The sequence below is a fragment of the Microbacterium sp. NPDC087589 genome (assembly GCF_044743635.1).
Lineage (GTDB): Bacteria > Actinomycetota > Actinomycetes > Actinomycetales > Microbacteriaceae > Microbacterium.
This window is the reverse complement of record NZ_JBIUWV010000005.1, coordinates 109,956-131,180: the sequence shown is the minus strand read 5'-3', so window position 1 is coordinate 131,180 and position 21,225 is coordinate 109,956. Positions and strand designations below refer to the sequence as shown.

Genomic DNA, 21,225 nt, shown 5'->3' with positions numbered 1-21,225 from the left:
TCAGTTCCCCTCGAATCGGAAGACGGAGTCATCGAGCCCGAAACCGAGCCCCGGCGACGCCGGCGGCCGCACCCGCCCCTCGAACCGCGGTCCGCCGGTGATGAACGACGGCGCCGGATCATAGGGATTCACGCCGCGCGCGAACGTCTCGACGCCGAGGCCGAGGTGCGCGGTGACCTCGGGATACACATGCCCCGAGACCGGGACGCCGCGATCGGAGGCCCAGGCGATCACCTCTCGAGCCGGGGTCACACCGCCGATCGCGACGACGTCGAGGCGCAGCACGTCGACGCCGCCCTCATCGACCAGTGCGCGTAGCACGGCCGGGTCGGTGACCTCGTCGCCGACCGCGACGGCCAGCCCCGATTCGCGGCGGATGCGCGCGCACCCCGCCGCGTCCTCGGGGAGCAGCGGATCCTCGAGCCACGCGAGCTGCGGATCGCCCCACTGCGCGATCTCGGCGAGCGCCGTGTCGGCATCCGGCCAGCCGAAGCCGACGTCGACCACGAGTGCCGTGCCGTCCGGCAGCTCGCGATTCACCGTCGTGATCAGCTCGCGCATGTAGGCGGGGTCGGGCGTCCGCGAGATCTTCACCTGCGCCCACCCGGCCGACTGGACGAGCACCTCATCGGCGACCTCGCGGGGTGTCCGCGTCGGCGACGGATACGCCGCCACGAGCATGGCGTCACGAGGCGCAGCGCCCGTGCCGAGCATCTGCCACAGCGGCATGCCCGCACGCCGTGCCGCGATGTCCCACAGTGCGATGTCGACGAGGCCGATGGCTCGCCGGACGAGTCCGACGCGGCCGACGATCGCGCTGCCTCTGAGCATCCGCTCCCAGGTGGCCGCCGGGTCGTCCGCGTCGGCGCCGACGGCGTGGCCCGCGACGAGCCTCTCGACGATCTCGGCCATCGGCGCCTCGCGAGAGAGGCAGTAGGCGACGCCGACGGTGCCGTCGGCGTCTGTCGCGCGCACTGCGCTGTACTCGCGCCGGGTCACCGTCATCGCACCGAGGTGCAGCGGCGCGGCAAGAGGCAGAACCGTCGTGGCGGTGTCGATGCGGGCGATCTCGGTCATGCGGGCCTCTTCGCGAGCGGCACGCCGTAGTCGACCATGAAGCCGCCGTCGACGTACAGGGTCTGACCGTTCATGTAGCGCGACTGGTCTGACACGAGGAAGCTGACCGCGTCGGCGATCTCGGTGGCATCGGCCAGGCGCTGCGCCGGGATGCGCGACAGGATGGTGTCGAGGCTGAGGGTGCCCTGCTCGACGCCCTGCCGGAAGACGCCGGTGTCGACGTACCCCGGTGCGACCGCGTTGACCCGCACGCCCCTCGCCGCCCACTCCGCCCCGGCGGTGGAGGTCAGTCCGATCACGGCGGCCTTCGTGGTGGCGTACGGCGCACGCCCGGCCGAGCCACGGGACGAGATCGACGAGATGTTCACGATGCGCCCCTCGCCGCGCGCCAGCATGCGCCTGCCCGCCGCCTGCAGCGCCGAGAAGACCCCGTGCAGGTTGACGTCGACGACGGCGGCCCACTCGTCCCAGCTGAGGTCCTCGATGCCGCGATGGCGCTGGATGCCCGCATTGTTGACCAGCACCTCGATCGGCCCCAGCTCGGCCTCCACCTCTCCGAACACCCGGTCGACGTCGGCATGATCGGTGACATCGAGTTCGCGCCACAGGATGCCGGCGTCGGCCTCGACCTCGGTGAGGCCGGGCACCCGATCGGCGGCGACGACGAGGTAGCCGTCGGCGGCGAGGCGTCGACCGATCGCCCAGCCGATGCCGGCGGATCCCCCGGTGACGATGGCGACGGGTGCGGGAACGGGGGTGGTCATTTCTCTCCTCGGTGACGGTCGGCTCCGCGACAGCGGGCCTGGCGGGTGGTGTGTCAGTGGTCCAGCAGCTCGGCGACGGCGGCGCAGGCGTGCTCCTCGAGCAGTTCGAGGGCGCCGGGCGCGAGCGGCGTCTGCCAGGCCTGATACGCGCCGCGTTCATACGCCTCGCGCGTGGGCAGATAGACGAAGCCGGGGCCGTTGGTCAGGTTCATGACGACGATCGGGGTGCCGGGGAATCGCGCACGCACCGTCGTCTGCAGCCGCGAGTAGGCCTCGCCGGGGTGACCGATGATCACGGCATCCCCGAGCCGCCACGCCCACAGCGGATGCTGCACCGAGGGGCCGTCGATGTATCCGTCACGCAGGTTGCGCGCCCGCCCCAGCCGCTCCTCGCGGGAGCGCCCGTCGATGTCCTTCCATTCCTCGGCCAGCTCGTCGAGAGTCGGCAGAGCTCGCAGTGGAAGCTCCACGCTCGTCAGCGACCCCGCGGCGCCTCCGCCGCCCTCTGTCGGATGCCCCGCCCAGATCGCGAGTGGCGCCCCCGACTCGACGACGCCCGTGAGAGTCAGATCGTCACCCGGCTCGGGCAGCGAATCGAGGGCCGCGAGCACGGAATGCCCGAGAGAGCGACCGTGGCGATCGGCCACAGCGGTGTCGCCCGTGTACTGCTCGCGCGGAGCCAGCTCGCCCGACGCCCCCTGGACGAACAGGCAGGGCGCGGCGGTGGCCGTCTCGACGACCTCTCGCAGTGCTCCGACGTAGTCGGGAGACACCTCTCGGTTCTGCCATGCGAGCGTGGTGGGGTGACATGCGTAGTTCACGAGGGTGGCGCGCACGACGTCGTCGACACTGACCCGACCGATCGTCACGGTGTCGTCGGCGACGGTCGTCGGATTGAATCCCACGAGCGCCCGGCCGTCGAGATCGAGTTCGCGGTCGGCAGCCAGCCCGCATCGGCCGGTGGTCCATTCGATGAGCCCGGGTGCCGCCGTCTGCAGGGCCTCGCGACCCGCCTCGGCACCTCGCGTTGCGAGCATGTCGAGGTAGCCGGGAATGAGCTCGCCTCCGGGCAGGTGCGCATCGGCGGCGCACAGCACCGCACCCGCGTGGGTGTGCGAGAGCGAGATCATGAGCTGATCGGGGTCGAGGCCGAGCGCTCCGAGGATCGCACCCCGCACGCGGTGCTCGTCGGCCACCCGGCGCCACCAGGTGCCGTCGACGGCGAGCAGCAGCCGGGGCCGTCGATCACCCCCGATCACGGCGAGCGCAGTCAGCTCGAACGGCCGATGGGCGCCCTCCGACCTCTCCCAGTCAGCGGGACCCCAGTTCTTGGCCCTGATGCCCGTCGGCGGAGTGATGTCGCGGCGCGCGATGCCGATCGATGCGCGGGTCCGCGGGGTGCGGACCCGGTCGCCGATCACTGTCGTGCCGACGCGCATCAGGCACGCCCCCGTCGATCGTCTGCTGCACCCGATCTGCTATAGCCTCTGGATAGCAAGCTCGCCGGGAAGGGCACACGAATGCGCAGCGTCTCAGACCAGAACATCGCGGAGCAGGTCGCCGACGAGCTGCGCGCGGCGATCCACTCGGGTGAGCTCGCCCCCGGCGAGCGACTCGTCGAACGCAAGCTCGCCGCTCGCCTGGGAGTGAGCCACATCCCTCTGCGCGAGGCACTGACCCGACTGGCGCAGGAGCGACTGGTGGTCCGCGAGCCCCGTCGCGGCGCCCGCGTCGCCGCGCTCACCGCCCGGGACCTCGAGGAGATCTCGAGCCTGCGCATCGTGCTCGAGCAGTTCATGGCCATCCGTGTGCAGGAGCGCTGGGATGCCGAGTCGGCCGAGCGCCTCGGTGCGATCGTCGACGCGATGTCGAGTGCCGCCCCCGGGGACATCGCCGAGGTGCTGCGCCAGGATCGACTCTTCCACGAGACGCTCGCCGACCTCGCCGAGCATCGGTTCCTCGACGAGATCAGCTCGCAGCTGCGCGGCCGCATCGCGGGCTTCCTGCAGGCGGCCAACGCGGCGCTCGACCCCGCCGAGCAGGAGGAGCACGTGCGCAGCCACCAGCAGATCATCGACGCTCTCGCGAGCGGCGACCCCGAGAGGGCACGCACGGTCATCGCCGAGCATGTGACCCGCGCGGTCGAGCGCATCGCACCGACGGCCCCGACGGAATGACACCGACCATGACACGCAAGACGATCGTCCTCACCGGAGCCTCCGACGGCATCGGAGCCGCAGCCGCGCGCCAGCTCGCGACGGCGGGCCACCGGCTGATCCTCGTCGGCAGATCCGTCGAGAAGACGAAGGCCGTGGCCGAGGCGGCATCGGCTGAGTTCCTCACCGCCGACTTCGCCCGTCTCGACGAGGTGCGAGAGCTGGCCGAGCAGATCTCCGCGCTCGTCGACGGCGACGGCATCGACGTGCTCGCCAACAACGCCGGGGGCATCTTCGGAGACCGCACCCCGACGGTCGACGGACACGAGAAGACGATCCAGGTCAATCACCTCGCCCCCTTCCTGCTGACGAATCTGCTGCTGCCGCAGCTCCTGCAGGCGGATGCCGCGGTGATCAACACGTCGAGCGTCGGTCACCGCCTGTTCGGACGCATCGATGTCGACGATCTCGACAACGACCGCCGCTACAGCGCCAACAAGGCCTACGGCGACGCGAAGCTCGCGAACGTCCTGTTCACCAAGAGCCTGCACACCAGGTTCCATGCCGACGGCCTGAGCTCCGTCGCGTTCCATCCGGGAACCGTGCGAACCAACTTCGCGTCGGACTCGTCGACGATCATGCGCCTCGTCTACCGCTCGCCGCTCAAGCACCTGCTGCTCACCAGCACGGCAGAGGGCGGCAGCGTCCTGCGGTGGTTCATCGAGGGCACGCCTGACGAGACCTGGTACTCGGGCGCCTACTACGACGAGCGGACGCTGAGCAATCGCGTGAATCCGCAGGTCGACGACGCCGACCTCGCCGACGCCCTCTGGCGCAGGAGCGCCGAGCTCGTGGGGCTCGACAGCCGCTGATCCGGCGTCCACCCTCTCAGACGCCCCGCCCGACTCAGACAACGAGGTTCGCGGTGTCGACCACACGATCGCCCTCCGCGGGGAACGACGTGCGCGTGACCCCCGACTCGACGTTGCCGGTGTGCAGCAGCGTCGAGTCCGCACCGAATGCACCGTCGGCGAGCTCGATCGCCCCACCCTCGAAGCGGTTGCCGACGGCACGGTAGTGCGTCGAACCGGTCTTCACCGACACGTGCGAGGCCGAGCCCTCGGCGCGCAGAATGCTGTCGGCCACCGTGAGGTGCAGCGTCCCGTTTCCGGTGCGCGAGACGCCGATGCCGCTTTTCAGCCCGACGTCCGACCCGACGATCTCGACGCTCTGCTGCTCGCCTCTCGCGGCGGCGATCCTGGCGTTGCGCAGCGTAGAGCCCTCGAACCGCAGCCGCTCGGACGACGAGGTGATGGGTGTGGCGTCGTCGGCCGCCGTGAGCGTCGAGCCACGGAACGTCACGGCACCGGGACCCGAGATCTTCATGCCGCCGACACCGCTCAGCACCGTGTCGACGAACGTCACCGGGGTCGTCACCGCCGTGCTCGTGAGCTCGCCAGGGGCGACGAACGTGAAGTGCGAGTCGGCGATGACGGTGGGCCGGGCCGAGGCATCCGACTGCTGGGTGATGATGAGCGTGTCGGATGCCGTGCAGCCCCGCAGCTGGGCGCCGTCGGCGTTGATCCAGAGCATCCCCGAGCCCGCGAGAGACGGCTTGCCGATGACCTGGACGTCTTCGAGGGTCAGGTCGGTGATGCGCACCCTGGCGACGAACCACGAGCAGACGTGCTTGCGCACGGTGATGCGCTTCGCCGCCGATCCCCAAGCGGCACCCGAGTTCGCGAACGTCATCAGCCCCGAGTTGCCGGTGTAGGTGAGGTCGTGCTCGTACTGTCCGTGCGTCACGAAAGGCCCCTGGTCGTCGCCGTCGCCGTGACAGTTCTCGACGAGGCAGTAGGCGCTCGCGGTGAAGTCGTTCAGGTGACGTGCGTTCGCCGTGTGGCAGTTCGCGACATAGCCGTAGAGGCAGTAGATCTGCTGCGTCAGGTATCCGGCACCGCCCCAGGTGACCGATGTCGGGTTGGTGAGGTTGCAGCTCTCGGTCGTGAAATAGGTGTTCCAACGGCGCTGGATGAGCGGCCAGAACGTCGCCGTCCCGTCGATGTGGTCGACGTCGCAGCGCACCGCGTATTCGAAGGCGAGCGGATGCGACCCCGTGAACTCGTCGGCGCCCCCGCCGAGGAACCTCAGGTTCGAGACGGTGATGTCCTGCACGGGCACGACATGACGCCATGTCATCGTGCGGTCCTTGCCCAGAGGCCAGCCGTTCTTGTAGTTGACGCGGATGTGCGTGCCGTCGACGATCTGAGTCACCTGCACCAGGCGCTGGAGCTCGCGCTCCCACCGGCCGGCCAGCGCGTTGACCTCTGCGGCGTACCAGCTGCCGACCGTGAAGAACGACGAGTCGGCCACCGGAAAGACGTCGCCGAGATCGGGAACGGCTTCGCCGAGCTTCGCCTCCTGCACGGCGTCGGTGACCTCGCCGCGGAAGAACATCACCGCAGCGAACGGGTCGTCCTTCGGCGCGTTCTCGATCCCCTGCGTGGTCATGAGGTGGTTGCCGAAGTCGAACGCGAGGCCGGATCGCGTGAAGCGGTGACGGCGCACGAAGTTCAGATCGGTGTGGGCCTCGATCCGGCGGACCGCCGCGTCGCCGACCATCGCGTCGAGGGCGTCGTCTGCCGGCGCCGAGGCGTCGAAGATCCCGAACTGGCGGAACTCCACGGTGCCCGAGTGCACGAGAACCCACACGCCCTCTTTCCGGGCGGCCAGCACGGTGCCGCCGTTGACGGCCGGGGCGTCCTTCTTCACGAAGCGGTACAGGCCGTGACCGCCGTCGCCGGGGACGGCGTACCCGGAGGTGCGCACGAGGTCACCGGTCTTGCCCTTGAGGTCGGCGAGGTCGACCGCCGTGCCGGCGTTTCCGACGGCCGTCGAGGTCGCGGCGCTCAGTGGCGCGACCGGACCGGCGGCCTGCGCCGGCGTGTGACCGGCGACGGCCACCACCCCGCCGAGCGCCGCCGCCCCGAACCCGGCGAGGAGCATCCGCCTGCTGCGGAACGCGGCCGTCTCGGACTTCTCTTCCTGCGTGATCGTCATGGTCATCCTTCGTGCGGCATGGCAGCCGCGGTCAGGCGTGCGGCCTCGCGGTCGCACGCGGCATCCGGAACTTCCCCAGATCCCCAGGTCTCATCGGGCCCAGCGCCCGCGGTCCGGCGCGCGATCTGCGCGGCACGGACGGTGTTCTCGACCACGGCCCGCGCGGTCGCCCAGGGGGCGACGACGCGGCCTTCCGCGCTCGCCTCGCAGAGCGCTGCCACGAGCCCGCGGAACCCCAGCGACTCGTTCGCGTCCGTGGTGTCGAGTTCGAGCGAGCGGATGCCGTCGCTCGTGACGACCTCGACCCCGTAGGCGTCCGGCCCAGGCACCCCGGTGACGCTCAGCTGCACCGGGACGACGGCGCCGCCCGCATCGATCACGGCATCGATGCCTGCGGCGTCCTCGGAGTACGACGAACCGGCGCGGCAGCGCACCCATCCGGTGCCCGAGAGGATACTGGCACCCGGACGGAGCACGTCGAGGATCTCCCATGCATGCACGCCGACGGTCACGAGGATCCCGCCGCCGAGCTCGGGGTCGTCCTGCCAGAGGCGCTCGGCAGTGCGGAACCCGGCCGCATCGTGCTGCACCCGCAGACGGATGCTCAGGATCTCGGCGCCGACGAGTTCATCGCGCAGCACGGCGAGCGCCGGGGCGAACCGCAGCACGGAGCTCGTGCCCACCCGCAGCCCCTGCACCGCATCCCTCCAGTCGGCGAGCTGGTAAGCGGTCGCCGCGACCACCTTGTTGACGAAGACGGGGGCGTCGATCGCAGCCAGCGCACGCACGACTCTCGCGGCCTCATCGGGTCGCGGGGTCGCGATGATCAGGTCGGGACTCGCCGCCGCGAGACCGCCGAGCGAGAGCGTCGCCACGCCCCCGAACCGCTCGGCGAAGTCCGCTGCGGCGCGTGCATCCTCATCGAAGACCGCCACGACCCGGCCGCCCGAGACCGCGACGTTCGCCGCGTCGGCAGCGGGGTGGGAGTGGGCGAGTCCGGCGAAGGCGACGCGCAGCGGCTGACGGGTCATGCCATCGACGCCAGCTGGTCGTGGTCCACGGCGTGCGCGAGTGCGCGACCGCCGACGAATGCCTCGACCTCGTCGGCGATGATCCTGCCCTGTCGAAGACGACCCTCGCTCGTGCCGGCCGCACGATGCGGGGTGAGCAGCACTCCGGGCAGCCGACGCAAGGGGCTGTCGACGGCGATGGGCTCCTCGTCGAACACGTCGATCCCCGCGCACAGGCGACCCGCGCGGATCTCGTCGATCAGTGCCTCCTCGTCGACCACCCACGAACGCGCGGTGTTGACCAGCCCCGCGCCGTCGGTCATGAGCGCGAGCTCCCGACGACCGATCAGATGATGCGTCTCGGCGAGAGTGGGGGCGTGCACGGCGACGATCCTCGCTCGGGTGAGCGCCTCGTCGAGGGGCACGAGCTCTGCCCCGAGAGCCGACGCCGCAGCGGCGTCGAGCGTCGGATCGACCAGCAGAGGCTCGGCGCCGAGCGCGCGGATCAGCTCGACGTAGGCACGCCCCGTGCGCGAGGCGCCGATCACCGCGATCGGTGCGCCGAGGATCTCATGCTGAGTCCCGACCGACGCGGCGTCATACCATCGGCCGCCCTCGCGCATCGCGTTGTGCATCTGCGGGATGCGGTGCAGCAGCGCCAACGTGAAGGTCAGCGACACCTCGGCCACCGACCGGGCCATCGCGGCGCCCGCCTGGGTCACGGTCACGCCGCGGTCGAAGAGCTCCTGCGTCGCGAAGGCCTTGAGCGACGCGCCGGTGTGCGCGACGAGCTCGAGCTCGGGCAGAGCGGCGAGCACCGCGCGGTCGAACGGCGGCATCCCCCAGCTCGTGATCACGACGCGGGCCTCGTCGAGCCGCGCGTGCTCGAGTCGGTCCACACGCGCGAAGGCGTCGTGGGCCGGCCCCGCGGCGGCGCGCAGCCGTTCTGCGTCCTCGGGGGAGAAGAACTCCGCGAAGAGCTCCTCCGGCACCACGGCGACCACGGTCGGAGCGCTCATGTCAGCCACGCCTCGAGGTGCTCCGCGATGAACGCATCGTCATTGAGCTCCGGATACGCGAGGCGCACGCGCTCGATCTCGGTCGCCTGCCCCGGCGACAGACCTTCACCGGGATCGAGGCACCAGGTGCCCTCGAGCAGACCCTGCTGCGCGAGCATCTCGTGCACTCCGGCGATCACGCCGTGAAAGTCGTTGCCGGGGTCGAACACGGCCTGGTTGACATCGACCATGTCGGAGGCGATGAGTCCGAGCGCTCGGTAGGCATCGGCGTCGCCCTCCATGGCACGACGGGCCTGGTCGAGCAGCCGCACAGCAGCGCGGGTGCCCACGGCCCACTGCCCGAGCAGCCCGCCCACGAACCGCAGCGTGCGCGGACCCGAGGGCGAGTCGACGTGGAACTCCGACAGCAGGTCGGCGACGATCGCGTCGTCGTTGCCCGTGTACAGCGCGATCTCGTCTGCGCGGCCGGATGCTGCCACTCCCCGCACGAGCTCGAGCGTGCGGTACCGGTCGAACGGTGCGGCCTTGACAGCGACGACGGCGGGGATCGCCGCGAACTCGCGCCAGAAGTCCCGGTCGAGCACGGGTCCGCCGATGGCCGTCTGCAGGTAGAACCCGACGATCGGCAGCACCTCGCCCACGGCCCTGGCCCGCTCGAGCAGCGCCCATTCGTCGGCTCCGGCGACACGGGGGCTCACGAGCACCGCGTCGTATCCGAGCGACCGGGCAAGCTCCGCCTCGGCCACGGCCTGCGCGGTCCCGCCTGCGACACCGGCGATGCGCACGAGCCCGGCGTCGGCCCGCGCGTCCATCTCCTCTGCGGCGAGCGCGAGCACGGGTTCGAGCAGCGCATGCTCGGGGTCTCTGATCTCGAACTGGGTCGTGTGCACCCCGACGGCGATGCCGCCTGCACCCGCATCGAGGTAGTACCTGGTCAGGGCTCGCTGCCGCCGCTCGTCGAGGCTGCGATCGGCGGTGAGGGCGAGCGGGTGTGCGGGGATCACGGCGCCGCGGGCGAGAGTCGCCGCGGCGTCGGGGCGGAGTCGGGGAACCGTCATCAGAACTTCCCGTCCCTGACAGCCCACTTGGTCGGCTTGGCGATCATCGGCAGGCCTGCGGTGATCCAATCCGCCTGCATCCCGATGAGCGACTCGGCCGACACGGAGGGATACCCGAAGAGAGCCATGCAGCGGCGGGCGTCGCTGAGCAGGGCGGTGGCCTGCGGTTCGTCGACGAGCGTCACCTCACGGTCGAACAGCGTCCCGAACCGGCGCGCGATCGATTCGACGCTGAGCAGCTCGGGACCGGTCAGGTTGATCGTGAACGGCTCGGTCGACGCATGACGCAGGCTGCGGAGCACGACCTCGTTCGCGTACCCCTGCCAGATCACGTTGACGTTCGCCGTCGCGACCGACACCGGCTGCCCGGCGCTCACCGCGCTTCCGATGTCGGCCAGCACGCCGTATCGCAGGTCGACCGCGTAGTTCAGTCGGATGATCGCGACCTCGGTGCCCCGCTCCTGCGCTCCGAACTCGAACACCCGCTCACGGCCGAGGCACGACTGCGCGTACTCGCCGATGGGCGCGGGTGGGACCTCTTCGGAGGCGCCACCCGACGAGGCGGGGACGAACGGGTACACGTTGCCGGTGGACAGCACCGAGATGGAGCTGTCGCGGTATCGACGGGCCACCCGGTCGGGAAGCGCGGCGTTCACCTCCCACGCCCACGAGGCGTTGGTCGCCGCGCCGAACTTCGCTCCGACCATGAACACCACGTTGGGCGCATCGGGGAGTGCTGCGAAGTCGTCGTTCTCGATGAGGTCGAAGGGCACCACCCGGATGCCGGCCGCTTCGAGGCGCTCGCGGATCGCCGCGTCCCCGAAGCGCGACACCGCGTAGACGGCGTCGTCCTTCCGACCGGCGGCGTCCATGCCCCGGCGGGCGAGCATCGCCAGCGTCGGGCCCATCTTGCCGCCGGCGCCGAGGATCACGAGATCGCCCGATCCTGCGGCCAGGTCCTCGATGAGGGCGGCGCTGGGGGTGGCGAGTGCCTCCTCCAGCTCTGCCTCCGAGGTGAATGAGTGCTGAGTCACGTGGTGCTTTCCCTTCTTCTCAGCCCTTGATGCCCGTGCCGGTGACGCCCTCCTGCACATACCTCTGGGCGATGAGGTAGGCGAGGAAGATGGGCAGCAGTGCGACGACGGACCCCGCGAGCATGGTGCTCAGCGGTACGTTCTGCTGCTGCAGCGACGAGATCCCGACGGTGAGTGTGAACATCGAGTTCGACTTGGCGATGATGAGCGGCCAGAGGAAGTCGTTCCAGTGCCACAGGAAGACGAAGATGCCGAGCGTGGCGAGGATCGGCTTGCACAGCGGCAGCACGATCCGCAGGAAGATGCGGAACTCCCCCGCACCGTCGATGCGAGCGGCTTCGAACAGCTCGTCGGGAAGACCCTCGATGAACTGGCGCATGAGGAAGACGGCCTGGGCGTTGGCCAGGGTCGGGAGAATCAGACCCCAGTAGGTGTCGATGCCGCCCAGGTTCGCCATCAGGATGAACGTCGGGATCAGGGTGACGTGGAACGGCACCATGACCATCGCCAGGAACGACCAGAACATCACCTCCTTGCCCGCGAAGCGCTTCTTCGCGAAGGCGTATCCGGCGAGCGCCGACAGGAACAGCACGGCGACCACCGAGACGAGGGAGTACACGAGCGTGTTGCCCAGCCATCCGACGATGTTCTGGCCGCCGAGCACCTGCTCGTACGACTCGAACGAGATGTCCTTCCACGGCAGCAGCGAGCCGGGCAACTCGACGACCATGCCCGGCTTGAGGCTCAGCACGACCATCGCGTAGAAGGGGAAGAAGCTCAGGATGCCGGCGATGCTCAGCCAGATCCATCGAAGCACCACACCGCCCCTCGTGGGTTCGAGCGCACGGAACGAACGGCGTCGCCGTGAAGACGACGGCCGCGGCTCCTCAGCCGGTGCGGTCACGGGCGGCTGGATCAGGGCGGTCATTTCTGCTTTCCGATCACGAGGCGCTGAATGAGTGCGACCGCGAGGGTCATGATGAACAGGGCGACCCCGACCGCGGCGGCGTAGCCGTAGTCGAAGTAGCGGAAGCCCTGGTCGTACAGCAGGTAGACGAGCGAGTAGCTGGCGTTGGCCGGGCCACCCTGGGTCATCACGTAGATGACGTCGAAGACCTGGAACGCGGCGGTCGTCTCGATCACCGCGAGAAAGAAGAAGGTCGGACGCAGGTACGGCAGCACGATCCAGCGGAAGCGCTGCCAGGCGTTGGCGCCGTCGACCAGCGCAGCCTCCTCGAGTTCGCGGGGCACGTCCTGCAGCGCGGCGATGATGATCATCATCCCGTAGCCGAACCGCGACCAGACGCCCACGACGACGATCGCGGGGATCACGAGCACGGTGCTGCCGAGCCATGATCCGCCGAGTCCGAGAGGAGCCATCAGGGTCGACCACGGACCGTTGCTCGAGAAGATCCAGACGAAGATCGACCCGGCGAGCACGAGAGAGGTGATGACGGGGAGGAAGAAGATCGAGCGGAAGAAGCGCGCGCCGCGGAATGCCCGGCGCACGCCCAGCGCCATCACGGTCGAGAGCACGAGCGAGATGGGGACCGCGAAGACCGTGTAGATCAGCGTCGTGCCCATCGCGCGCCAGAACAGCGGATCCGCGACGAGACGCTGGAAGTGGTCGAGGCCGCGCCAGGCCACCTCGCCGGAGATGTCGTAGTCGAAGAAGCTCAGCGCGACCCCGGCGATGCTGGGGCCGAAGCGGAAGGCGATGAACAGCAGGAAGGCGGGGAGCACGAACAGGAATGCCACCCGGGCCTCTCGCCGGGCGAGCGCCCGCGTCACCCGCCCTCGGGGCCTCGTCGGCGTGGTTGCCATCGTCGTCATCATTCGAACCTCACGTGGTGATGAAGCGGGAGGGGCGCACGACGAATGCCGTGCGCCCCTTGGTCACTACTTGATCAGCGGTGCGGCAGCGGTCGCCGCATCCTTCAGGGCATCCTCCGGAGACTTCTGTCCGAGCAGAGCCGCCTGGATCTCGGGTGCGAGCACCCCCATGAGTGCGCGCGACGAGGCGTTCAGCTCGCCGACGGTCGTGTCGGGCACGTACTTCTCGACCTCGCCGAGCAGCGGGTCGTCCGCGTACAGCGGCTCGGTGGTGCTCAGCGCCGAGAAGTATCCGGCCGCCGTCAGGTAGGGCTCGACGATGTCGGCGCTCGTGGCGAACTCGGCGAACTTCGCCGCGGCATCCTGAGCCTTCGAGCCTTCGAGCACCGAGAGCGACCCGACGGTGCCGTACGCGACGGACTCCTCATCGGTGAGCGGGGCCATGACCTTGACGTTCTCCTCGCCCCAGAACGGAGCGACTTCGTTCACGGCGTTGTTCCACGTGCACGCGACCTTGCCCTGGGCGATGGCGGTCTGCTCGAGCGGGACGTTGGTGGTGAGAGCCTCGGGGTCGAGCGCGCCCGCCTCGGCGAGATCGGTGATGAACGTGAGCGCGTTCTCGCCGGCCTTGCTGTCGAATCCGACCGCTCCCTCGTCGTCGTAGACCTCTCCGCCCGCCTGCCACAGCAGCGGATAGAAGGTGAGGTTGAGGGTGTTCTCCGCAGAAGCCGGGTAGTTGAGGACGTACATGTCCTTCGCCGTGAACTTCGGCGCGATCTCGGCGATGTCGTCCCACGTCTCGGGATACTCGGTGACGCCCGCCGCCTCGAACGCCGCGGCGTTGCAGATGAGCGGCTGGGCGCTGGTGAGGATCGGGGCTCCGAGGATGTCACCGTCGATCGTGACGGACGTCTTGACGTTGGGGAGGAGATCGTTCTGACGTTCCTCGCTCAGCAGGTCGTTGAGCGGAGCGATCGACTTCTGGTAGGCCGCGAGCTGGTCGGGGATCAGATAGACGACGTCGGGGCCCTTGCCTGCGGCGATCGCCGTCTGCAGCGCCTCGTCGCGGTTCGCCCACGGGAAGATCTCGTACGAGACGTTGACGTTCTCGTTCTCCTTCTCGAACTCGGCGATCGTCGAGTCCCAGAAGTCCTTGTGCACCGCCTCGTCGGCGATGACCGGATAGAGCCAGACGGTGATGTCCTGCTCTCCCTCTGCGGTGTCTCCTCCGCCGGCCGAACAACCGGCCAACAGGGTGGCTGCCGCGATTCCCGCGACGATGCCGGTGATCTTGCTGACGCGCATGGTGCTCCTTTGCTCATACCGTGCTGAGTACGGTTCATTATGACATTGGTGTGGGATAATTCGTCAAGTACAACTTCCCAGGCGTTCGTTACAGCCGTGTTTCCAGCACGAAAACGACTTGTCTTGATTTGAAAATCCGGTGTGCTATTTTGATCGCACCAGCGACGGCGAAAAGGAGGACCGCTCATGGTCGTGCCCAGTCAGTTGTCGATCGTCGCGCGATCGGCCCTGCACCTGAGAGACGTCGGACCCGCGACGGTGAACGAACTCTCACGGTCGCTCGAGATCTCGCGCACCTCCGTCGAGAACGCGGTCGCCGTGCTCAGCGACTCCGGCCTCATCGCCGACGCGTCCGTGCAGGTCGCCGCCGGAGCCGGCCGCCCCGCCCGCCGATACTCGTTCCTCGCCGATGCGGGCACGGTCGTCGGAGTCGACATCGGCGTCGCGAGCGTACGGGTCGTACTCTCCGATCTCACCGGTCGCGTGATCGCCCAGCAGGGATTCCCCGGCGTCGCGGCACAGCACGACGGCGCATCCAAACTCGCCGCCGTCATCGACGACATCAGGCAGACCCTGACGAGAGCATCCGTCGCCCCCTCTCGGGTGCGTGCGATCGGGGTCTCGCTGCCCGGCCTCGTCGACGACGCGGGTCGAGTGGTCAAGTCGGTGGTGATCCCGGAATGGTCGGGCGTCGACATCGGCTCCCAGCTGCGGCACGCATTCGGGTGCCCGGTCTGCGTCGACAACGGCGTGCGCCTGGCGGCCGTCGCCGAACACCACCTCGGCGTCGCGCAACTCGTCGACGACGTCATCTATCTCTCCGTGGGCAACCGCATCTCGATGGGGCTGATCCTCGGCGGGCGACCGAGACGGGGCATCCACAATGCCGCGGGCGACATCGGCCGCCTGGCGTTCCGCGGACTCAACACCGAGACGGGGCAGATCTCGTGGCGCAGCGCCGAGACCGCCGCCGAGGTCTTCGCCCTCGCGCGCACCGGCGACGCCACAGCGCAGAACGAGCTCGACTCCTTCATCGACGAGCTCGCGCACGGCATCGCGACGCTCACGATGACCGTCGACCCCGCGATGATCGTGATCGGCGGTGGGCTCTCGGCCGCGCACGAGCAGCTGCTGACTCCGCTGCGTTCCGCCCTGCCCGCGCATCTCGGCCTGCCCTTCCAGGTGCCGATCGCCGAAGCGAGGCTCGGTGCGGACGCGGCAGCGCACGGAGCCCTCGTCCACGCGTTCCAGCGCAACGGCGCCGATGTCTACGGCATCCACGACATGTCCGTCCCGCCGATCACACCCCTGCCGCACGAGCACGTGGCACCCGCCGACCCCATCGAGGAGAAGAAGTGAGCACGTTGAAGGTCGGACTCATCGGAGCCGGCGGAATCTCCCGCGTGCACGCGGACGCATGGCGGGCACTCGGTGTCACCGGCTACGTGACCTCGCTGGTCGGAGCCGAGGAGATCGCCGAAGAGTACGGATTCGATGTGGTCGCCGACGTCGACGACCTCATCGATCTCGTCGACATCGTCGACATCGTCACGCCGAGCAGCACGCACGCCGACTTCGCGCTGCGGGCGATCGCCAGGGGTCGCGATGTCATCTGCGAGAAGCCCCTGGCGGCGACCGCCGACGCCGCCGAGGAGGTCGCCCGTGCGGCCGCCGCTGCGGGCGTACGACTCTTCCCCGCGCACGTCGTGCGCTACATGGCCGAATATCGGGCGATCAAGGCCGGCATCGACGCGGGGCAGATCGGCACGGTGGCCGTGCAGCGCTTCAGTCGGTCGGGGTCCGCGCCGCAGACGCCCTGGTTCTTCTCGGAGCGCGCGGGCGGGGGTCTCATCCGCGACCTGATGATCCACGACATCGATCAGGCCCTGTGGTTCGCGGGCCCGGTGGCATCGGTGTACGCGGTGCAGAATCCGCCGACGATCGATGACCACGTGCCGGTGCCGGTGTCGTCGCACGTCGTGCTCACGCATCGCAGCGGCGTGATCAGCCACATCCACGGCAGCTGGGTCGCCACCGGGATGCCGTTCCGCACGAGCGTCGAGGTCGCCGGCTCAGACGGCCGACTGCGTCACGACAGCGCCGAGGAGCAGGCGCACAGGACGGATGCCGTGCTCGACACCGCCAGCACCGACTACCTGCCCCCGATGTCTGCCGAACAGAGCCCGTACTTCACCGAGATCGCCGACTTCGTCGCCGCGCTCGCCGGCGGACGAGAGGCGTCTGTCACGCCGCGCGACGGGATCGAGGCGGTCGCCGTCGCCGAGGCGGCCTACGCGTCGATCGCCCTGGGCGCCCCCGTCGCGCTCACCCCCTCCGAGGCCGAGGAGGCCATCCGATGACCGCCCTGCCGACGCTGCGGATCGCCGTGCTGTCGTTCGCCCACACCCATGCGCTCAGTTACGTGCACGCGCTGAAGACGATGCCGGGTGTCCAGCTGATCGCCACAGATCCCGACGGCGCGAGCGCTCCCGACGAGGCACTGCGGGGCGCCCGTCTCGCCGCCGAGCTCGGCGTGGACTACGTCGACGACTACGACGCGGCCTTCGCGTGGCGACCGGACGCCGTCGTCGTCGCAGCCGAGAACTCGCGGCACCGTGAGCTGGTCGAGCGCGCCGCCGCCGCCGGTGTGCACGTGCTGTGCGAGAAGCCGCTGGCAACGACTGTCGCGGATGCCGTCGCCATGCGCGACGCGTGCGAGCGTGCCGGCGTGATGCTGATGGTCGCATATCCCGTGCGCTTCTCGCCCGTGGTCCTCACCGCCATCGCGCAGCTCCGCAGCGGAAGCCTCGGGCGGATCCTCAGCGTCACTGGCATCAACAACGGCAAGCTCCCCCAGGATCGCGCCTGGTTCACCGACCCCGAGCTCGCCGGCGGTGGCGCGCTCGTCGACCACGTCGTGCACTGCGCCGATCTTCTCGACGAGCTTCTCGGCGAGCGAGCCGAGTCGGTGCGAGCGGTGAGCAACCGCATCCTGCACGCGCAGCGAGAGCTGTCGGTCGAGACCGGCGGGCTCGTGACGCTGCGCTACCCCAGCGGTGTCATCGCGACGATCGACTGCTCGTGGAGCTGGCCGATGAGTTCGCCGACCTGGGGTGGCGTCACCCTGCAGATCGTCGCCGAACGCGGCACCGTGACCGTCAGCCCCTTCGCACAGGGCGTGGCAGGGCACGATTCCCGCGGAGAGACGTGGACTCCCGTCGGAGCCGACCTCGACGCCCTGCTGCTCGAGGAGTTCGTCACCGCGGTGCGCGACGGGCGTCAGCCGCAGCCCGACGCCGAGGTCGGCATCCGGACGGTCGAGATCGTGAAGGCCGCTCAGGAGTCGGCCGCGAACGGCGGCGAGGTCGTGACCCTCGCCTGAGCGCACCTCTCGCCCCGGGCGACGCGCCCGGAGATCGCGTCCAGGATGCAGGAGTATGCTGGCACACCGGGTCATGTGACCCCTTCAGAGCGCGAGAGGCGGTGATGGCGATGTCCGGCGATAGTTGCGACGCCGCCTTCGTTGCGTCGCGTCTGACTGCATCCGTGCGTTGAGCTTCGGCTCCGCACCTGCACGTCCGTTCTGCTCCGCAGCCGTCGGCGGCGTCATCCGCCCCCTGACGAAACACTGCGCACACCCCCTCTGACGAGGCAGTGCGCCTGCGAGAACGGAGCCAGCCATGGCCCTCATCGACAACGGCGTGTACGTGCACGGACGCCGAGTGGAGACCCCGAAGAACCTCGACGAGACCTACCGGTCGCTCGACGCCCACGGCGGCATCGCCTGGATCGGCCTGTATCGACCGAGCCCCATCGAGGTCGCGTCCGTCGCGCGCGAGTTCGACCTGCATCCGCTCGCCGTCGAAGACGCGCTCTCGGGCCACCAGCGGTCGAAGGTCGAGCGCTACGGCGACACGCTCTTCGCCGTGCTGCGCCCCGCCCGCTATCGCGACGAGCAGGAGTCGATCGAGTTCGGCGAGCTGCACCTGTTCGTCGGCCCCGACTTCGTGGTGACGATCCGTCACGCCGAGTCTCCCGACCTCGCAGCCGTGCGCCGTCGCATGGAAGCGCACCCCGAGCTGCTCGCGATGGGACCCGAGGCCGTGTTCTACGCGATCCTCGACGAGGTCGTCGACGGGTACGAGCCGATCGTCACCGGGCTGCTCAACGACATCGACGAGATCGAGGACCAGCTCTTCGGTGACAGCGACGACGACGCCCTCTCGCGCCGCATCTACGAGCTCTCGCGCGAGGTCATCAACTTCCAGCGGGCGGTGCATCCGCTCGCCGGGATGCTGGAGTGGCTGCGCCGCGGGTCCGAGAAGTACCGTATCGACGAGGAGCTGCAGCGGTCGCTGCGCGACGTGCTCGACCACGTCATCCGCGTGAACGAGCGGGTCGACTCGTTCCGAGCGATCCTCGAGAACGCACTCACCGTGCACTCCGCCCTCGTCGCACGACGCCAGACCGAGGCAGGCCTGGCGCAGAACGACGAGATCAAGAAGATCTCCTCGTGGGCGGCGATCATCTTCGCGCCCACGCTCGTCGGCACGGTCTACGGCATGAACTTCGAGGTGATGCCCGAGCTGCATTGGGCACACGGATATCCGATGGCGATCGGCGCGATGGCCGCTTTCGCGGTCGCCCTCTACGGGGTGTTCAAGTACAAGAAGTGGTTGTGAGGCACGACAGGCTCAGGGGTTTGCCGCCGCTGAGACTGCAGGCCTCGATCGTCTAGAGCTCGGCGCCGTCGCGGTCGCGCACCTCGATGTTGGCGACCTCGAGGTCCTCGTCGAGCTGCACCAGGATCCGCGAGTCCGGGAACTGCTTCGGCGCATCGAACGCGATCAGCACCGCGTCGGCGAACACCACCACGGAGGTGGCCTCGAGATCGTCGCGCAGGTCGATCTGCTCGAGCACCGGCTCATCGTCGACGGCGTCGTCGATGTCGTCGGCGACCTCGTCGATCACCGCACGCCACCGCGTCTCGGACACCGACAGGATGCGCGTGATCGCCTCGATCAGCGCGTCGTCGTCGAGGGTGTCCTCGTCGTCCTCCAGCTCGGGGTCGACATTGACCTTCACCACCGCACCGGCTGCGTCGATGGTCGCCCGGCCGTAGACGAGACCGTTCTCGGCGACCGGATCATCGAGCAGGCCGCTGTCGACGATGCGGGCGAGCAGGTGGTCGAGCAGTGGGGAGGCCATGAGACCAGTCTTCCACTCACGCCGCCGCTAGGCTCTAGGGCGTGCCGAATGCCGTCTCCCCCGCCTCCGCCGCATCCGACCTCAGCCGCATCGCGGCGTCGCTCGCCGGCCCCGGGCCGCTGAACTGGGTCGTCACCGGCGACTCGATCACCCACGGCCTCGTCCACACGCAGGGCGGCCGCAGTTATGCCGAGCATCTGCACGAGCTGATCCGCGGCGAACTCGCGCGCACCCGCGACGCCGTCATCAACACGGCGATCAGCGGACACCGTCTCACCGACATCCTCGACGACTGGGATCGCCGCGTCGCATCATGGCGGCCCGACATCGTCACCCTCATGATCGGCACGAACGACATGGCGACCGGCGAGGGTCGGGTCACCGTCGAGCCCGCCGCGTTCGCCGCCTCGCTGCGTGAGTTCGTCTCACGCGTGCGCGCCTCCGGCGCCGTTCCGGTGCTGCAGACCCCGCCGTCGATCGACGTGGCGAACGCACCAGGTCGCGAGAGGATCGCGGAGTTCGCGGATGCCGTGCGCGACGTCGCCGCGATCGAAGACGTGATCCTCGTCGACCAGCACGCGCGCTTCACCGAGCTCGGCAACGGCGGAGTGCCGTGGGGCCTGATGGGAGACCCGTTCCACCCGAACGCTGCGGGTCATGCCGCGCTGGCCTTCACACTCGCCAATGCGCTCGGCATCTGCCCGCAGCCCGATCGAGACCGCACCCTGCCACTGCTCGAGGCGCAGGTCGCGATGGCGCGCCTCAACGGCTGATCGGCTCGCCGAGCAGTCGCCCGGCGAGGTCCGGTCCGGAACGGTCCCACGAGTCCCGCCGCCGTCCCCGGCCCGGCGAGTCCCGCCGCCGTCCCCGGCTCCGCCTGGCCTCGCTCGGCCTCGCTCGGCCTCGCTCGGCCTCGGCTCACGGTGTGCGGGGTCAAAAACGCACCGCACAGGCCCGTTTCCGATGCGAAATTGACCCCGCATCGCCGCGGACATGCGAAATTGACCCCGCATCGCCGCGGACATACGAAATCGGCCCCGCATCACCGCGGACATACGAAATCGACCCCGCATCGCCGCCGGCGACTGAAGCGGAGTGAACGGTGGCACGCGTCTGCGTTCCGAGGTCGACGCGTTCACAACTCAGGATGAACGCATCAGATCGCTCCGGTTATCGCACTTTCGCGCACCTATCGCCCGATTCCTCCTGAGTTGTGAACGGCGCTCGGCGAGCAACGCGAAGAACGCCAGTATTCGGTGTTGCTAAGTACCGGTACTCAGTGTTACTTTGTACCGGTACCCAGCAACACTGAGTACCAACCAACGAGAGGAGGCCTCATGGGCAAGCAGATGACCGAGATGCTCAAGGGCACCCTGGAGGGCATCGTTCTGGCTCTCCTCGCCGAGCAGCCGGCCTACGGATACGAGATCACCAACCGCGTGCGTGACCACGGATTCACCGACATCGCCGAGGGCACGATCTACGCCCTGCTCGTGCGCGTCGAGCAGAAGAAGCTCGTCGACGTCGAGAAGGTGCCGAGCGAGAAGGGGCCGCCCCGCAAGGTGTACTCCCTCAACTCCGCCGGCACGCAGGAGCTCGAGGAGTTCTGGAAGACCTGGAGCTTTCTCACGCAGCGCATCGACAGCCTGCGCACCGAAAGCGCGAAAGACGACACGAACAACGACACAAAGGAGAACTGAC

Annotated in this window: 20 protein-coding genes and 1 pseudogene; 9 read left to right on the top strand and 12 right to left on the bottom strand. The window is 69.1% G+C overall.

Going from position 1 to position 21,225, the window contains the following annotated elements:
• The 3 genes from ACIOU8_RS12300 to ACIOU8_RS12290 are packed head-to-tail and all read right to left on the bottom strand — an operon-like array spanning position 1 to position 3,280.
• On the bottom strand, positions 1 to 1,077 hold the full coding sequence (locus tag ACIOU8_RS12300; protein ID WP_400789781.1) for a mandelate racemase/muconate lactonizing enzyme family protein: 1,077 nt from the start codon (positions 1,075 to 1,077) through the stop codon (positions 1 to 3).
• A complete protein-coding gene (locus tag ACIOU8_RS12295) occupies positions 1,074 to 1,841 on the bottom strand; it encodes an SDR family NAD(P)-dependent oxidoreductase (protein ID WP_400789779.1) in 768 nt (255 codons plus the stop codon). The genes ACIOU8_RS12300 and ACIOU8_RS12295 overlap by 4 nt, the downstream gene beginning before the upstream one ends.
• A gap of 53 nt (positions 1,842 to 1,894) precedes the next feature.
• Positions 1,895 to 3,280, bottom strand: coding sequence for a hypothetical protein (locus ACIOU8_RS12290; protein ID WP_400789777.1), 1,386 nt, complete (start codon positions 3,278 to 3,280; stop codon positions 1,895 to 1,897).
• 81 nt (positions 3,281 to 3,361) lie between these two features.
• Between ACIOU8_RS12290 and ACIOU8_RS12285 the strand changes: the two genes are divergently transcribed.
• Together ACIOU8_RS12285 and ACIOU8_RS12280 are read left to right on the top strand one after the other, a co-directional pair.
• Positions 3,362 to 4,018, top strand: a complete 657-nt coding sequence (locus ACIOU8_RS12285) for a GntR family transcriptional regulator (protein ID WP_400789774.1) — start codon at positions 3,362 to 3,364, stop codon at positions 4,016 to 4,018.
• 8 nt (positions 4,019 to 4,026) lie between these two features.
• On the top strand, positions 4,027 to 4,869 hold the full coding sequence (locus ACIOU8_RS12280) for an SDR family NAD(P)-dependent oxidoreductase (protein ID WP_400789771.1): 843 nt from the start codon (positions 4,027 to 4,029) through the stop codon (positions 4,867 to 4,869).
• 34 nt (positions 4,870 to 4,903) lie between these two features.
• Here the strand turns inward: ACIOU8_RS12280 and ACIOU8_RS12275 are convergent, their stop codons facing one another.
• The 8 genes from ACIOU8_RS12275 to ACIOU8_RS12240 all read right to left on the bottom strand — a co-directional run bounded on the left by ACIOU8_RS12275 (position 4,904) and on the right by ACIOU8_RS12240 (position 14,316).
• On the bottom strand, positions 4,904 to 7,057 hold the full coding sequence (locus ACIOU8_RS12275; RefSeq protein WP_400789769.1) for a peptidase C14: 2,154 nt from the start codon (positions 7,055 to 7,057) through the stop codon (positions 4,904 to 4,906).
• Positions 7,058 to 7,059: 2 nt separating this feature from the next.
• Positions 7,060 to 8,088: a hypothetical protein gene (locus ACIOU8_RS12270; RefSeq protein ID WP_400789766.1), complete on the bottom strand. Its 1,029-nt coding sequence runs from the start codon at positions 8,086 to 8,088 to the stop codon at positions 7,060 to 7,062.
• On the bottom strand, positions 8,085 to 9,086 hold the full coding sequence (locus ACIOU8_RS12265; protein ID WP_400789764.1) for a hydroxyacid dehydrogenase: 1,002 nt from the start codon (positions 9,084 to 9,086) through the stop codon (positions 8,085 to 8,087). Before ACIOU8_RS12265 ends, ACIOU8_RS12270 begins: the two co-directional genes overlap by 4 nt.
• Positions 9,083 to 10,144: a dihydrodipicolinate synthase family protein gene (locus tag ACIOU8_RS12260; protein ID WP_400789761.1), complete on the bottom strand. Its 1,062-nt coding sequence runs from the start codon at positions 10,142 to 10,144 to the stop codon at positions 9,083 to 9,085. The genes ACIOU8_RS12265 and ACIOU8_RS12260 overlap by 4 nt, the downstream gene beginning before the upstream one ends.
• Entirely contained in the window at positions 10,144 to 11,178 is a 1,035-nt protein-coding gene (locus ACIOU8_RS12255) for an NAD-dependent epimerase/dehydratase family protein (protein WP_400789758.1), read from the bottom strand. Before ACIOU8_RS12255 ends, ACIOU8_RS12260 begins: the two co-directional genes overlap by 1 nt.
• Before the next feature lie 19 nt (positions 11,179 to 11,197).
• Complete coding sequence (locus ACIOU8_RS12250) at positions 11,198 to 12,106, bottom strand: carbohydrate ABC transporter permease (protein WP_400789755.1); 909 nt, start codon at positions 12,104 to 12,106, stop codon at positions 11,198 to 11,200.
• Positions 12,103 to 13,002, bottom strand: coding sequence for a carbohydrate ABC transporter permease (locus ACIOU8_RS12245; RefSeq protein WP_400789753.1), 900 nt, complete (start codon positions 13,000 to 13,002; stop codon positions 12,103 to 12,105). Before ACIOU8_RS12245 ends, ACIOU8_RS12250 begins: the two co-directional genes overlap by 4 nt.
• 75 nt (positions 13,003 to 13,077) lie before the next feature.
• A complete protein-coding gene (locus ACIOU8_RS12240; protein WP_400789750.1) occupies positions 13,078 to 14,316 on the bottom strand; it encodes an ABC transporter substrate-binding protein in 1,239 nt (412 codons plus the stop codon).
• A 186-nt stretch (positions 14,317 to 14,502) separates the two neighbouring features.
• Between ACIOU8_RS12240 and ACIOU8_RS12235 the strand changes: the two genes are divergently transcribed.
• From ACIOU8_RS12235 to ACIOU8_RS12215, 5 genes and pseudogenes are all read left to right on the top strand, one after another.
• The gene (locus tag ACIOU8_RS12235; protein ID WP_400789748.1) at positions 14,503 to 15,675 is read left to right on the top strand and encodes an ROK family protein; all 1,173 of its coding nucleotides are present in this window, start codon (positions 14,503 to 14,505) and stop codon (positions 15,673 to 15,675) included.
• Positions 15,645 to 16,007 (top strand): annotated as a pseudogene (locus tag ACIOU8_RS12230) (Gfo/Idh/MocA family oxidoreductase); the annotation flags it as partial. The gene ACIOU8_RS12235 and the pseudogene ACIOU8_RS12230, both read left to right, overlap by 31 nt.
• Positions 16,008 to 16,031: 24 nt before the next feature.
• On the top strand, positions 16,032 to 16,676 hold the full coding sequence (locus ACIOU8_RS12225; RefSeq protein WP_400790115.1) for a Gfo/Idh/MocA family protein: 645 nt from the start codon (positions 16,032 to 16,034) through the stop codon (positions 16,674 to 16,676).
• Complete coding sequence (locus ACIOU8_RS12220; RefSeq protein WP_400789745.1) at positions 16,673 to 17,698, top strand: Gfo/Idh/MocA family protein; 1,026 nt, start codon at positions 16,673 to 16,675, stop codon at positions 17,696 to 17,698. Before ACIOU8_RS12225 ends, ACIOU8_RS12220 begins: the two co-directional genes overlap by 4 nt.
• Before the next feature lie 298 nt (positions 17,699 to 17,996).
• Positions 17,997 to 18,998, top strand: coding sequence for a magnesium and cobalt transport protein CorA (locus ACIOU8_RS12215; RefSeq protein WP_309692831.1), 1,002 nt, complete (start codon positions 17,997 to 17,999; stop codon positions 18,996 to 18,998).
• A 52-nt stretch (positions 18,999 to 19,050) separates the two neighbouring features.
• On the opposite strand, the gene ACIOU8_RS12210 is transcribed toward ACIOU8_RS12215, so the two are convergent.
• Positions 19,051 to 19,524, bottom strand: coding sequence for a cytochrome C5 (locus ACIOU8_RS12210; protein ID WP_400789743.1), 474 nt, complete (start codon positions 19,522 to 19,524; stop codon positions 19,051 to 19,053).
• 41 nt (positions 19,525 to 19,565) lie between these two features.
• On the opposite strand from ACIOU8_RS12210, the gene ACIOU8_RS12205 reads away from it, so the two are divergent.
• Both ACIOU8_RS12205 and ACIOU8_RS12200 read left to right on the top strand, forming a co-directional pair.
• On the top strand, positions 19,566 to 20,297 hold the full coding sequence (locus ACIOU8_RS12205; protein ID WP_400789740.1) for an SGNH/GDSL hydrolase family protein: 732 nt from the start codon (positions 19,566 to 19,568) through the stop codon (positions 20,295 to 20,297).
• A 564-nt stretch (positions 20,298 to 20,861) separates the two neighbouring features.
• Complete coding sequence (locus ACIOU8_RS12200) at positions 20,862 to 21,224, top strand: PadR family transcriptional regulator (protein ID WP_400789737.1); 363 nt, start codon at positions 20,862 to 20,864, stop codon at positions 21,222 to 21,224.
• Position 21,225: the final 1 nt, after the last annotated feature.